Below are 13956 nucleotides of genomic sequence, written 5' to 3'. Positions count from 1 at the left end.
TCACCGCAGAGGTCGGACCGGTTTCAGGGCCAGACGGAGAGCAGCGCCTCGGGAGACAGGCGACTGGCTGTGCATCGGCCCTGCGGTGGGCCTCTCCGGACCACGACGTGTTCCAGTGCCGTGAGAGCGGGCTGCCGGTACTCCCCGCCATCGGCAACCGTCCGCCACGACAGGGCTCCGAAGCTGGTCTGCGCGTGTGAGAGGGCCCGGAAGACTCGGCGCAGCGGGGCGAACAGGACCGCTGCCAGCGCCCGTCCGATCCGATGGACCGCGGCTTCGCCCCGCCACAGCCACAGCCCGCACATGACAGCAGCCAGCAGGTGCGCCAGGAGCATCCCGGCGGAACCACCGTGGGTCACGGCCGAGACGAAGGACGAGCCGGAGGAGCCCATCGACCCGCCGCCGGCCATGGCCTCCCCGTGGTGCATCGCCATGCCTGCGTGGGACATCGACATCGAATGTGAGTGAGCGCCGTGATGAGCGTGAGCACTCGCCGTGGCATCCGCTGCGCCCGCCGGACGCAGCGCCCAGGGAGCGAAGGTGAACAGAAGGTGCAGCAGCCCCTGTGTGAGAACCGTGGTCCCGATGACCGTCGTAGCGCCACGCTCGCGGCCGGTCAGCCACCACCCGCACGCAGTGCCGCCGGTGAACGCGAGGCCCAGTGCCCACCAGGGCAGGACGTCGGCCGACATCAAGGCGTGCCCCAGTGCCGACGTCACCAGGCAGAGGGCTGCGAAGACCGCGGTTCGCGCCAGGCGCACGATGTCAGCGCCCGGGCCGGCAGCATCCTCCTGGCCGCACCCCCGCCTCGGACCGCCACCGCGGCGACGCGTCCGGGAGAACATGCGACAACTCCTCGCAGCCCAGGGGGCTTCCGGCCCTCAGGGGACGCCGAGCGACCGTACTCATTGCCTCACCCGGGCATCCGCCCTTCCCGGGAAGTGCCCCGGGTCACGCGGACGGTACCGGAACCCATGGGGCGGGGGGCGGCTTCTGGCACGTGAGTATCAAGCGGTCGGTCATCGACACGGTCGTGGATGTGACATGCGCGGTTGCCAGACGCGACAGAGAGGCACCGACGAACGGGTCTCCGTCAGTGACGAAAGTCGCGGCGGGGCCCGTTTCTCGCTGGTCGGACGTCAGGCGCCCTCTTTGGGGCGTCTGACGTTGCGCAAGCACTGCTTCTACGCGTAACTGACCATGTCGGTACATAGTTCCCGTCGGAGTGGCGTCAACTGCGTCAGGGCGCCGAGGAGTTGAGCCGCCCGTACGGGACGGCCGGGTCCGTGGGACGGATGACGCGGCGCACTTCGTCGACGCCGCGGCCTCACCCCGCGTGTGAGCCGGCCGGTGGGCACGTGTCGTGACGGTCGCGCCCCAGTTGCGGGCTCAGGCCGCGAACCACACCGTTGAAGCGGAACCGTCTTCGGGCTTGGACGGTGCGCAGGGAGCGCTCCCGTCGGCCGGTCGTGAAGAACCCCGCAGACCCGGGTGGGACCGGCGACGGGCCTACGCGCGAGGGCCGAGAGGAGCCGGCGGTGGAACTGGGCAACGCTGTGGTCGTCGGGGTCGACGGATCGCCCTCGAGCTTCTCGGCCGTGGAACGGGCCGCGGAAGAGGCCGTGCTGCACGGAGTCGGCCTGGACATCGTGCACGTCCTGACCATGCCGCCTCTCCCGGCCGCCGTGGACGCCACGACGTACGAAGCGGTGAGCGGGGCCATGCACGAGAAGGCGCACGGCCACCTGTCCGAGGCGGAATCGCGTGCGCGTGCCGTCGCACCGGGCATCGAGATCAGCAGCGCCGTCATGGCCGGCGAGGCGGCACATGTGCTGGTCGAGTCGTCACGCCTGGCGTCGTTGGTCGTGGTCGGCAGCAGGGGGCTGGGCGGTCTCAGAGGTCTGCTTCTGGGGTCGGTCGCGGTGCATCTGGCGGCTCACGCACACTGCCCCGTCCTGGTCTTCCGTGGGACTCCCGATCCTTCGGGGCCGATCGTGCTGTGCGCCGACGGATCCGCGGCGAACTCCGCGGCGGTCGACTTCGCCTTCGCGGAGGCCTCGTTCGGTGATGCGCGTCTCGTGGCCGCACATGTCTGGTCGGAGTGGTCGGTGCCGCCCACGCCCCCGCGGGACCCGGCTCTCGCATACGCCAGGAAGCCCGGCGAGCTGGCGGGCGAGGAGGAGGCCCTGCTGTCCGAGGCGCTGTCCGGGACGGGCGAGAAGTACCCCGACGTACCGGTGGAGCGGCGGCTGCTGCACGGACGTACACGTCAGGAACTCATCGACGCCAGCAGGGACGCGCGGCTGATGGTGGTGGGTGCGCGGGGCGCGGGGGGATTCGCCGGGATGCTGGTCGGTTCCGTCAGCCAGGCCTTGCTGCACCATGCGCATTGCCCTGTCGCGGTCGTACGCCGTGAACAGTACGAATGAGGCGGGCCGAGGGGGCGGGATGAGGGGGCGGAATGAGGGAGCGGCCGCTCAGCGCAGTCGCCGGGGGTAGGCGTCGGGGCCCGTGCCACGGCCCGGCCGCGGCGGACGGGGCTTCTTCAGGTGGATACGGCAGTCGACGGCGGTGACGCCGTCGGGCCGGGCGACGACCGGATTGAGGTCGGCCTCGGCCAGCTCGGGCAGGTCGTCCGCCATCCGCGACAGTCTCAGCAGCAGATTCCCGAGGCCGGCCAGGTCCACCGCTTCGCCGTCGCCCTGGCCGTGCAGGAGCGGCGCGCAGCGCGGTGCGGCGAGGAGTTCGCGCACGTCGCGGTCGGTGAGCGGCGCGAGGCGGGCGGCGTGGTCGGCCAGGACGTCGGTGGCGGTGCCGCCGAGTCCGAAGAGCACGAGGGGACCGAAGACTTCGTCCTGGACGACGCCGGCGACGAGTTCCACTCCGCGCCGGGCCATGGGCTGGATGATCGCGCCGGTCATCCGCTGCCCGAGGTGGGATTCCAGCTCGCGGTAGGCGGCGCGCACCGCGCCGGGGCCTTCGAGGTCGAGGAGGACCCCGCCGTGGGCGCTCTTGTGCAGCAGGTCGGGGCCGTATGCCTTGAGCGCGAGGCGCTCCCCGGCGGGCGCCAGCCGCGCGGCCTCTTCGGCAGCCGCGGCTTCGTCGTGGGCCACTGTCTGCGGCGGGTGGGGAATGCCGTAGGAGTCCAGCAGCTCCAGGCATGAGTCCGGGTCGAGCCAGACACCTCCGGGTTGCCCGGCCGGCGCGGTCCGTACGAGCCGGCGGGCGCGTTCGGCGTCCACGCTGTCGCCCAGCTCGGGCACGGAGCCGGGCGGATGCGCCAGCCAGCGGGCCCGCTCGGCGGCATGGGCGAGGGCGCGGGCGGCGTCCTGCGGATCGGCGTAGGCGGGCAGGGCGGATGGTGCGGACGGTGCGGACGGTGCGGCGCCGTCGGTGCTCCGCAGCAGCCGTACGCGCTCGGCCTGGTCCGGGAGGACTGCCAGCAGCGTTCGCGAGTCCGCCCGGAGAGCGGACGAGGTCAGTGCCCGGAGGGGATCGTCGCCGCGCGCCGCGGCGGTCGCGGTGGGGACGAGCACGACGAGCACCGCGTCGACCGGGGCTTCGGCGGCAAGCAGCCGCAGGGATGCTTCGAGAGCGGCTTGCCCGACGGCGGCGGTGGTGTCGAGGGGGTTGGCCGCGTTCGCTCCCGGCGGCAGCAGTGTGCGCAGCTGCGCGGCCAGCTCTTCGGGCAGCGGCGGAAGGTCCAGCCCGGCCTCGGCGCAGGCGTCGGCGGCGAGGACGCCGGTGCCGCCTGCGTTGGCCACGACGGCGACCGAAGCGCCGGCCGGGAGGGGCTGGGCGTGCATGAGCGCAGCCGTCCCCATGAGGTCGCCGAGGGAGCGGGTCGCGGTCACTCCGGCCTGGTGGAAGAGGGCCTGCCGGGTCATCGTGGGCGTCGCCGCCGCGGCCGTGTGACCCGCCGCGGCCCGCCGGCCCGCCTCGGACCGGCCCGCGTCCACCGTGAGTACGGGCATGGTCCGGGTGATGCGCCGGGCGGTACGGGAGAAGGCGCGGGGGTTGCCGAAGGACTCCAGGTGCAGCAGGGCGAGGCGGGTGCGCTCGTCGGCCTCCCACCACTGGAGAAGGTCGTTGCCGCTCACGTCGTACTTGTCGCCGAGGGACACGAAGCTGGAGACGCCGATGCCCAGCCGGGCGAGGTCGCCGAGCAGCGCGATGCCGATCCCGCCGGACTGCGCGGCGACTCCGGCGGTGCCCGCCTCGGGGAGGCCGGCCGCGAAGGTGGCGTCCAGGCGGACGCCGTCCTCGGTGTTCGCGACGCCGAGACAGTTCGGCCCCGCGAGCCGCATGTCGTAGTGGCGGCAGATGTCGAGGAGAGCGGCGCCCTGGGGCTCGTCCAGACCGGACGTCAGCACTGTGAGGGCTCTCACGCCGAAGTGGCCGCACTGGTCGGCCACTTCGGGCACCGCTTTCGCGGGCACGGCGAGTGCGGCGAGGTCGGGGGCGTAGGGAAGCCCGGAGACCGCGGGGTGGCACGGGACTCCTTCGACGGACCCGGCGTGCGGATTGACCGCGTAGACGGGGCCGGGAAACCCGGAGCGGCGCAGGTTCCGCAGCACGGCGCGGCCCACCGATCCGGGTGAGCGGCCCGCTCCGACCACGGCCACGGAGCGGGGCTGCAACAGCGGCCGCATGCTGGCGACATCGGCCGTGCTGCCGCGGGAGTCGACGGCGGTGAGGAAGCGCTCGTCGGGCGTCAGATCGACCCGGCAGCGGACCTCGCCGTCGTCGAAGCTGCGCTCGTAGCGCAGGCCGAGGTTCGCGAAGACCTCCAGTACGGCCCGGTTCTCGGCGAGCGCGTCGGCGGTGAAGGCCGTGACGTTCCCGGCGCGTGCCGCGTGTGCCAGGTGCTCCAGAAGAAGGGTGCCGACGCCGCAGTGCTGGAAGTCGTCGGCCACGGCGAGGGCGATCTCCGCGGTGGACGGGTCCTCGGGAAGCTGCTCGTACTCGGCCGTGCCGATGAGTTGGGAGCCGTGAAAGGCGAGCAGGGCGAGGAAGCCCGGACGGCCTGCCGCACTCGTACGGTCGGCTCCGTGCTCTCGCAGGCGGGCGCCCGCGCCGAAGAACCGCAGCTTCAGATTCCGCGGAGACATGCCTTCGTACAGCGCCCGGACCTGATCGCGGTCGGAGGTCCTCGCGGGCCGGATCCGCACCGTCCTGCCGTCGGTCAGCAGCGCGTAGGTCTCCGCTACCCGCGGGGCGGCGAACGTCATCGGCTTCCCCTTTCCCCGCCCGAGCGCTGATGCGGTACCTCCACGGCCCCCGTACCAGTACACGGGCCGGTCCGCCGCCGCGCGAGCCGGGACGGCGGCGCAGGAGGTCGCCGGCCGCCGGGGGCGGGCCCCTGCTCAACTCCTGCGCCGCTACGTGAACCCTGAGACGCTGGAAACCGGGCCGGCATCGCCTCCTGGCAGCGCTCGGAGAAGGAGCCGATATGACACCCGAGGCCAACAGCCACCACCGCGCCCCGCGGTCCAACGGGGCTTCCTCCGCGACGGCGCCGGGCCCGGATCGGCACGGCTCGGATCGCGACCTCGTGCCGGGCGCCTCGCCGCGCACCGTCGGCGACGTCATGACACGGACCGTCATCGCCGTGGGACGGCAGGCCACGTTCAAGGACGTCACCCAGAACATGCGGGAGTGGCATGTGAGCGCCGTCCCGGTGCTGGAGGCCGACGGACGCGTCATCGGCGTGGTCTCCGAAGCCGATCTGCTGGCCAAGGAGGAGTACCGCGACGGCGTCCCCGCCTTCGCCGAACCCCGCGAACGCATGGAGCAGTTGCGCAAGTCGGGCGCCCTGACCGCGGGGGATCTGATGACCGCGCCCGCGGTCTCCGTCCACGAGGACGCACCCCTGACGGAGGCCGCCCGCATCATGGCCCGGAAGCGCGTGAAGCGGCTGCCGGTCGTCGACGGTGAGGGCAGACTCGCGGGCATCGTCAGCCGCGTCGATCTGCTGAAGGTCTTTCTGCGCGCGGACGAGGACATCGCCGAGGAGGTCCGGCACGACGTGCTCGACATGCTCCCCGGCGCCAACTCCCCCCTGTTGCGCGTCCAGGTGGAGAAGGGAGTGGTCACGGTCATGGGCGAGCTCGCCGACTCCTCTCTCGTACCGGTCGCCGCGCGCCTCATCCGTTCGGTCGAAGGCGTCGTGGACGTACGGTTCGACCTCGACTGAGCCCTGCGCCGCCGGTCCCCGCCCGGCGCCCGGGCGGCCGCACGGGCCGTCCGCACGCGCCGCCGGGAACGGGCGTACCGGGACAGGTCCCTGTGGCGGGCCTCCGGTACTCGGCGGATCGTGAGGGGAGAGCAAGCAGCGCTTCCGGGCTACGTGAGGGAGACGGCTGATGCAGCACCGGACCGTCCACGATCTGATGACCCGCGCAGTGGTGCGCGTGCACCGGGACACCGGGTTCAAGAAGATCGCCGAGCTTCTGGCCGATCACGACATCACGGCTCTTCCGGTGGTCGACGACGAGGAACACCCCGTCGGTGTCGTCTCCGAGGCGGACCTGCTGGGGAAGCAGGCCGGCCAGCCCGACCCCTCCGGGCTGATGCCGTCCCGTGAACCCAGGCCGGGCAGCCGTCCCCCGGGCGAAGCGGCCGGCGCCGACGAGCTGATGACCAGCCCTCCCGTGGTGGCCCGCCCGGAGTGGAACGTCGTGGAAGCCGCACGTGTGATGGCGGACAAGCAGGTCAAGAGGCTGCCCGTCGTGAACGATGCCGACCGCCTCGTCGGCATCGTCAGCCGCGCGGACCTGGTCGGCGTCTTCCTCCGCCGTGACGAGGCCATCTACGAGGAGATCACCCAGGACGTACTGGAACGCATCCTCGGCCTTGCCGCACGGGAGCTCACCGTCGAGGTACGGGACGGCTGCGTCACGCTGCGCGGCGCGGTGGAGCCGGTCCATCTGATCCCGGTGATCGAGCGGCTGTGCCAGAGCGTGGACGGCGTGGTGAAGGTACGCAGTCATCTGACCGCCCGGTGAGCGGCGGGTCCGGGGCCCGGCGCGGGCTCAGGGTCCGGCGCGGATCCAGGGCCCGGCGGGGGTCCGAGGTCCGGCGCGGATCCGGGGCCCGGCGCGGGTCCGAGGCCCGACCCTCTGGCGCTGCTGCTGTGGGGAGCGGCAGCGCTCGCCGTCGTCGCGGGCACCGCCGTACCGGCGGAGGCGATCGTCGCCGTCATCGTGCTCAACGCGGGGTTCGCGCTGCTTCAGAAACGGCAGGCCGAGCGGGCGGTGGAGGCTCTGGCCGGTGGAGCGGGTGGCCGGACGGTGGCGAGCGGTCGCGGGCCGTGGGTGCGGTCGTGGCGCGGGGCGGCTAGGGAAGGATCTCCAGGACGTCTCGCACGGGCCGCCGCGGAGACGCGGGCCCCGGCGGGCCGTAGCCCAGCCGCAGCACCATCTGGACCGGGCCTTCCGCGCCCGAGGGGTCGCGCAGCATCCAGCGCAGGTTGGGCTGTTCCAGCGCCTGGGTGGCGAGCGCGGTGGCGAGCCCGGCTCGCGTGGCGCCCAGCAGTACGCGCTCCATCGCGGCGCCGCCGCCGAGCCAGCAGCGCGGCCCGTCCTCGCGTGTGCTGACGATGCCCAGCTGCGGGATCCGCTCGAAGTCCGCCGAGCCTCGTCCGGCCACCGGGTGGCGGCGCGCGAAGTCCCGTACGGGAGCCCGTCCGGCGTCTCGCATGGGGCCCAGGCTCTCCTCCTGGACACCGTCCTGCGCGTCCTGCGCAGGTGCCGCCGCCCCCGGCTCCGCATCCTGAAGGCGCAGCCAGCGCTCCTCATCCGGGTCTCCCCGGTAGCCGGCCTCGAGCTCCGCCTCGTCGATCAGTTCCAGAACGAAGGAGAGGTGCCAGCCTGCCGGGAAGGTCAGTGAGGCTCCCTCCTGCCGGGCCTCGGCCGCGAGTTCCTCCCGTACGGCCTGAGGAACCGGCCGGTCGGAGAAGGGATGACGGCTCGTGCGCCGGTCGGCGATGGCGCCGTGCAGCCCCGCGAGTTCAGGCTCGGCCTCGCCGCCTCTCGCGGGGCCGAACCGGAGGACAGCCAGGAGGCCCGGGTCGGACGGGTCCGGCAGCAGCTCCACCACCGGCGAGAGTCCGCGCCAGGCCGCTGCCGCCCGCAGGTTGAGCAGCGCCGCCCCGCATCCCACGTGCAACGCGCGGTTGTCCGGGTCCGAGGAGGGCATGACGCGGCCGGGGTCCGCGCGCAGCTCCAGGGACTGGCCGGTGCGGTGGAAGCGGAAGGTCCACGGCTGAGCGTTGTGCATGGACGGTGCGGCCGCCGCGTCCTGTACCAGGTTCTCGGCCACCGCGTCCTCGATGATGTCGGTGGGCATGGTCCCTCCTCGGGCACCCTCCGCGGGCCCCTTCTCGGGCCGTGCGGCTCGTCGGCCCTCTCTGCCCAGTGTCGCGCCGTGCGCCACGTCCGGCACGGGTGCGCGGTCCGGCCTCACCGGGGCTCTCGTCACCGCTTCCGTGTGCCGTCCGGCTCAGGCCGCCGGTTCCGGCACGCGGGACCCCGGGGGCCCCGCTCGTGATCCGTTTTGTGGTGTTTTACCGCAGTACGGTCTGTCGTACGGGACCGTCGGACCGTCGGCTCTTCGCCCGGCGGGAGAGACCGGCGGGAGAGAACGGAGCAGACGTGACGGACGGCAGGGACGGCACGGAGGCCACCGGCACCAGGGACGCCATGTGCGGCACCGGCACCACGGACGCCACCGGCGGCACGGACTCCACGGGCGGCACGGACCTCACGGGCGGCACCGGCCGCACCGGCGGTGGACGGTGGCAGTTCTGGATCGACCGCGGCGGTACGTTCACCGACGTCGTGGCACGCCGCCCGGACGGCGTGCTGCTGGCGCACAAGCTGCTGTCGGAGGACCCGGCCCGATACAGCGACGCCGCGGTGGCGGGAATCCGTACGCTGCTGGGCCGCCGCGATGGCGAGAGCGTCGACGGCGCCGACGTCGAGGCCGTGCGGATGGGCACCACGGTCGCCACCAACGCCCTCCTTGAACGCAAGGGCGAGCGCACCGCGCTGGTGATCACCCGCGGCTTCCGCGACGCCCTGCGCATCGGCTACCAGAACCGCCCGCACATCTTCGACCGCGCGATCACGCTGCCCTCGGCGCTCTACGAGCGGGTCATCGAGGTGGACGAGCGGATCACGGCGGACGGCACCGTGCTGCGGCCCCCGGACCTCGACGCGCTGGCCCCGCGGCTGCGGGCCGCCTACGACGACGGCATCCGCGCGGTCGCCGTCGTCTGTCTGCACAGCCATCTGCATCCGGCCCACGAGGCCGCGGTCGGCGAACTGGCCGAGCGCACCGGCTTTCCGCAGGTGTCGCTCTCCAGCGAGGTCAGCCCGCTGATGAAGCTGGTGCCGCGCGGTGACACCGCCGTCACCGACGCCTATCTCTCGCCGGTGCTGCGCCGTTACGTACAGCAGGTCGCGGACCAAGTGCGGGGCGTGCGGCTGATGTTCATGCAGTCGAACGGCGGGCTCGCGGAGGCGGGGCACTTCCGCGGCAAGGACGCGATCCTCTCCGGCCCGGCGGGCGGCATCGTCGGGATGGCCCGGATGTCCCAGCTGGCGGGCCACAACCACGTGATCGGCTTCGACATGGGCGGCACGTCCACCGACGTGTCGCACTTCGCGGGCGGCTACGAGCGGGTGTTCACGACGCAGGTGGGCGGAGTGCGGTTGCAGGCCCCGATGCTGGACATCCACACCGTCGCGGCCGGGGGCGGCTCGGTCCTGCACTTCGACGGCAGCCGCTACCGGGTGGGGCCGGACTCCGCCGGCGCGCACCCGGGGCCCGCCTCGTACCGCGCCGGAGGGCCGCTGACCGTCACCGACGCCAACGTGATGCTGGGCCGCATCCAGCCCGCCCGCTTCCCGCACGTCTTCGGGCCCGGAGGCGATCAGTCGCTGGACGCGGGGACCGTGCGGCGGCGGTTCGCGGCCCTGGCACGGGAGATCGGCGACAGCACGGGCGACGACCGCTCCGCGGAGCAGGTCGCCGAGGGCTTTCTGGAGATCGCCGTGGCGAACATCGGCAGTGCGATCAAGCGCATCTCGGTGCAGAAGGGCCATGACATCACGCGGTACGCGCTGACCACGTTCGGCGGCGCGGGCGCCCAGCACGCGTGCGCCGTGGCCGACTCGCTGGGGATCAGGACCGTACTGGTGCCGCCGATGGCCGGTGTGCTCTCGGCGCTCGGCATGGGCCTGGCCGACTCCACGGCGATGCGCGAGCAGTCCGTCGAACTCGCCCTCGCCGAGCGGCACATGGGGCGGGTCGAGGCCGTCGCCGCGGACCTGGAGTCGGCCGCTCGCGCCGAACTCCTCGACCAGGACGTGCCGGAGGAGCGGATCCGGGTGACGCGGCGCGCACAGCTGCGCTACGACGGAACCGATACGGCGGTGCCCGTCGAACTGGCGGGACACGGCGCGATGCAGGAGGCCTTCGAGACGAAGCACCGGGACATGTACTCGTTCCTCATGGACCGTCCCGTGGTCGTGGAGGCCGTCTCGGTGGAGGCGGTCGGCGTCACGCGGCAGCCGGGGCCCGGCGAACTGCGCGGCCCGGGTGCCGGCCCGGGTGCCGGGTCGGGCGAGGCCCCGGGCGGTGAGACGGCGCCCCTGTATACGGGCGGCGAGTGGCGTGACGTACCGCTGCACCGCCGGGAGTCGCTGCGGCCGGGCGACCTCGTGACCGGTCCCGCGATCGTCACGGAGTCCGACTCCACGACGGTCGTCGACCCGGACTGGCGCGCGGAGGCGACGGACACGGGACATCTGGTCGTGCGGCGTACGGCCGCACCGGCCGGTGCGGACGTCGGCACCGGCGCCGACCCCGTCCTGCTGGAGATCTTCGGCAACCTCTTCATGTCGATCGCCGAACAGATGGGCGCGCGGCTGGAGTCGACCGCGCAGTCCGTCAACATCAAGGAGCGGCTGGACTTCTCCTGTGCGCTCTTCGGCCCGGACGGCGATCTCGTCGCCAACGCGCCGCACATCCCCGTGCATCTGGGTTCGATGGGCACCACCGTCAAGGAGGTGATCCGGCGGCGCGCGGGGACGATGAAGCCGGGCGACGCGTACGCCGTCAACGATCCGTACAACGGCGGCACCCACCTCCCGGACGTCACCGTGGTGACGCCGGCCTTCGAGGAGCCCGCGCCGGGGACCGGACCCGGAGGCGGCGGTGTGGCGCACGGTGACGGTGACGGGGACGGCGGCGGTGACGGCGGCGCGGCCGAGCCCAGGATCCTGTTCTTCGTCGCCTCACGCGGGCACCACGCGGAGATCGGCGGGCTGACCCCCGGCTCCATGCCGGCGGACAGCCGCGAAATCCACGAGGAGGGCGTGCTGTTCGACGACTGGCTGCTCGTGGAGGACGGCCGGCTGCGCGAGCGGGAGACGCTGAGGCTGCTCACCGAGGCGCCGTACCCCTCCCGCAGTCCCCATACGAACATCGCCGACCTCCGTGCCCAGATCGCCGCGAACCGCAAGGGAGTCGAGGAGGTCGGCAGGATGATCGGCCACTTCGGACGGGACGTCGTGCAGGCGTACATGCGTCACGTGCAGGACAACGCGGAGGAGGCCGTACGGAAGGTCGTCGACGCCCTGGAGGACGGCGAGTACCGGTACGAGACGGATTCGGGCCCGGTGATCGCCGTACGGGTCTCGGTGGACCGCCAACGGCGTTGCGCGACGCTCGACTTCACCGGCACGTCCGCGCAGCTGGAGTCGAATCTCAACGCGCCGTCCTCCGTGGTGACCGCCGCCGTCCTCTATGTCTTCCGCACGCTCGTCGCGGACGAGATCCCGCTCAACGACGGCTGCCTGCGGCCGCTGCGGATCGTCGTCCCGGAGGGTTCGATGCTGGCGCCGGTCCGTCCCGCCGCGGTCGTGGCGGGCAACGTCGAGACGTCGCAGGCGATCACCGGGGCGCTGTACGGCGCCATGGGCGTGCAGGCGGAGGGCTCGGGGACGATGAACAACGTCACGTTCGGAAACCGCCGGCATCAGTACTACGAGACCGTCGCGTCGGGCTCCGGCGCGGGCGACGGCTTCGACGGCGCGTCAGTGGTGCAGACGCACATGACCAACTCGCGCCTCACCGACCCGGAGGTACTCGAATCGCAACTGCCGGTCCTCGTCGAGGACTTCGCCGTACGGCACGGCAGCGGCGGAGCGGGACGCCGGCGCGGCGGCGACGGCGCGGTGCGCAGGATCCGCTTCCGTGAGGCGATGACCGTGAGCACGCTGTCGGGCCACCGCCGGGTGCCTCCGTACGGAATGGCGGGCGGTGCGCCCGGCGCGCTGGGCTCGAACCGTATCGAGCGCGCGGACGGCAGCACCGTCGTGATGGGCGCGTGCGACTCGGCGGAGGCCGGGCCGGGGGACGTGCTGGTGGTGGAGACACCGGGGGGCGGCGGCTATGGGACGCCTGCCGACGCGGATGCGGATGCGGACGCGGGTGCCGCGCCGGGCGACGCGGAGGGCCGGAGCCCGGCGGATCCGGCGGATCCGGCGGGTCCGGCGGCCGGCGCCTGAACCGGCCCTCGGGGAAGGGCGGTTCAGGCACCGGCCCGGAACGCGCGGGCGGCCTCGTCGGCGTTCGGCGTCGGCGATGGGCCGGGGGCGTCCGGCCTCGGCGTTCCGCGTGGGCGGTGGCGTCGGCGGTGGATTCCGCGCGGCGTCAGTTCGCGCGGTGTCAGGCCGCCAGCCGGGCCGCGAGGGTCTTGCCGTGCGTGCCCGCCTCGTCGTGCGCCTTGGCACGCGAGGCCTCCGCGAGTTCGACCAGGGACTCCATGCCGGGGGTGCGCCCGGCCAGGGTCAGCTCCGGCACGATGAACTCCACCTTCAGACCCATGGCCTCACCGAGCGCCTTGGCCAGGTAGTTCTGCACGAACTCCCAGCTCTCGCGCGGCGTTCCCGGCCCGTAGCCGCCGCCGCGGCTGGCCACGACGACGGTGGGGGTACCGGCGGCCGAGGGGGAGTCGACGCCCGAGGTACGGCCGTTGATGATCACCTGGTCGAGCCATGCCTTGAGGGTCGACGGGATCGCCCAGTTGTACATGGGGGCGCCGATCAGCACGGCGTCCGCCTGCTCCAGTTCACGGGCCAGCTCGTCGCGGAGCGCGTACGCCGCCGTCTGCTCCGGGGTGCGGTCCTCCGGCGCGGCGAAGGCCGCGGAGGCGGCCACCCCGTCGAGGTGCGGCAGCGGCTCGGCGGCCAGGTCGCGGTATACGACCGTGCCCTCCGGGTGCTCCGCCTCCCACGCCTTGCGGAAGGACGCGGCGACGTCGCGCGAGACGGAAGCGTCCTGCGGGAAGACGGAGGAGTCGAGGTGAAGCAGTGTGGCCATGGGGGAAGCTCCTTGGATGCGGTTCGTAAGGAGGTGTTGTTGAATACGTACCTATTAATAGCACAGCTACTTACTTTTCTGCACTCCCTTGTGAGGACGCAGTACCCTTGACCCATGGCAGAGCCCCGGGGAAAGACGCATCGGCAGGGGGCGCTCGGCACCGCAGGCGGGTGCAGCGAGCCCGAGAGCGGCATCACGCGCGTCTTCCAAGTGCTGGGCAAGCGCTGGACCGGGCTCGTACTCGCCGCGCTGATGAACGGGCCGGGCCACTTCGCGCAGCTGCGCCGTGCGGTGCCCGGGATCAGCGAGCGGATGCTCTCGGACAGGCTGACCGAGCTGGCGTCGCTGGGCCTCGTCGTACGGACCGTGGAGGAGGGCCCGCCGCTGCGGGTCAGCTACAAGCTCACGGACTCCGGTCTGGCGCTGCGGCCCGCGATGACGGAGCTGACACGGTGGGCGGACTCACATCTTCCGGGCGAAGCGGCAGGCTGCCCCCGGGAGTTCAGGGACTGATCCTTGCGGGCGAGCTGGGACAGCCCCGCAGGGCTTCCGTAGGGTGGGCCC

Annotated in this window: 9 protein-coding genes; 5 read left to right on the top strand and 4 right to left on the bottom strand. The window is 72.8% G+C overall.

Annotated features, from left to right (window positions below; translation table 11 throughout):
* Positions 1 to 23 precede the first annotated feature (23 nt).
* A complete protein-coding gene (locus tag HCC61_RS25920; protein ID WP_346777386.1) occupies positions 24 to 761 on the bottom strand; it encodes a hypothetical protein in 738 nt (245 codons plus the stop codon).
* Between the two features lie 783 nt (positions 762 to 1544).
* Here HCC61_RS25920 and HCC61_RS25915 point away from each other — a divergent pair.
* Positions 1545 to 2429, top strand: coding sequence for a universal stress protein (locus HCC61_RS25915; protein ID WP_206323035.1), 885 nt, complete (start codon positions 1545 to 1547; stop codon positions 2427 to 2429).
* A 48-nt stretch (positions 2430 to 2477) separates the two neighbouring features.
* Here HCC61_RS25915 and HCC61_RS25910 read toward each other — a convergent pair whose 3' ends face one another.
* Positions 2478 to 5231, bottom strand: a complete 2754-nt coding sequence (locus tag HCC61_RS25910; RefSeq protein ID WP_169139443.1) for a GNAT family N-acetyltransferase — start codon at positions 5229 to 5231, stop codon at positions 2478 to 2480.
* A gap of 359 nt (positions 5232 to 5590) precedes the next feature.
* Between HCC61_RS25910 and HCC61_RS25905 the strand changes: the two genes are divergently transcribed.
* Together HCC61_RS25905 and HCC61_RS25900 are read left to right on the top strand one after the other, a co-directional pair.
* A complete protein-coding gene (locus tag HCC61_RS25905) occupies positions 5591 to 6196 on the top strand; it encodes a CBS domain-containing protein (protein WP_240969308.1) in 606 nt (201 codons plus the stop codon).
* 169 nt (positions 6197 to 6365) lie between these two features.
* The gene (locus tag HCC61_RS25900) at positions 6366 to 7007 is read left to right on the top strand and encodes a CBS domain-containing protein (protein WP_169139439.1); all 642 of its coding nucleotides are present in this window, start codon (positions 6366 to 6368) and stop codon (positions 7005 to 7007) included.
* Positions 7008 to 7338: 331 nt separating this feature from the next.
* Here HCC61_RS25900 and HCC61_RS25895 read toward each other — a convergent pair whose 3' ends face one another.
* Positions 7339 to 8349 (bottom strand): nitroreductase family protein, encoded by a 1011-nt coding sequence (locus HCC61_RS25895; protein WP_169139437.1) that lies wholly within the window; start codon positions 8347 to 8349, stop codon positions 7339 to 7341.
* 305 nt (positions 8350 to 8654) lie between these two features.
* Between HCC61_RS25895 and HCC61_RS25890 the strand changes: the two genes are divergently transcribed.
* Positions 8655 to 12578 carry a hydantoinase B/oxoprolinase family protein gene (locus HCC61_RS25890; protein ID WP_346777385.1) on the top strand — a complete coding sequence of 1308 codons (3924 nt, stop codon included), beginning with the start codon at positions 8655 to 8657 and terminating at the stop codon, positions 12576 to 12578.
* 160 nt (positions 12579 to 12738) lie between these two features.
* Here HCC61_RS25890 and HCC61_RS25885 read toward each other — a convergent pair whose 3' ends face one another.
* Complete coding sequence (locus HCC61_RS25885; protein ID WP_169139435.1) at positions 12739 to 13392, bottom strand: NAD(P)H-dependent oxidoreductase; 654 nt, start codon at positions 13390 to 13392, stop codon at positions 12739 to 12741.
* 114 nt (positions 13393 to 13506) lie between these two features.
* On the opposite strand from HCC61_RS25885, the gene HCC61_RS25880 reads away from it, so the two are divergent.
* Positions 13507 to 13905 carry a helix-turn-helix domain-containing protein gene (locus tag HCC61_RS25880; protein WP_169139433.1) on the top strand — a complete coding sequence of 133 codons (399 nt, stop codon included), beginning with the start codon at positions 13507 to 13509 and terminating at the stop codon, positions 13903 to 13905.
* The last annotated feature ends 51 nt before the right edge of the window (positions 13906 to 13956 follow it).

Origin of the sequence: Streptomyces sp. HNM0575 (genome assembly GCF_012726265.1) — a bacterium.
In the GTDB taxonomy this organism is placed as follows: Bacteria; Actinomycetota; Actinomycetes; order Streptomycetales; family Streptomycetaceae; genus Streptomyces.
This window is presented reverse-complemented; position numbering and strand designations above follow the sequence as displayed.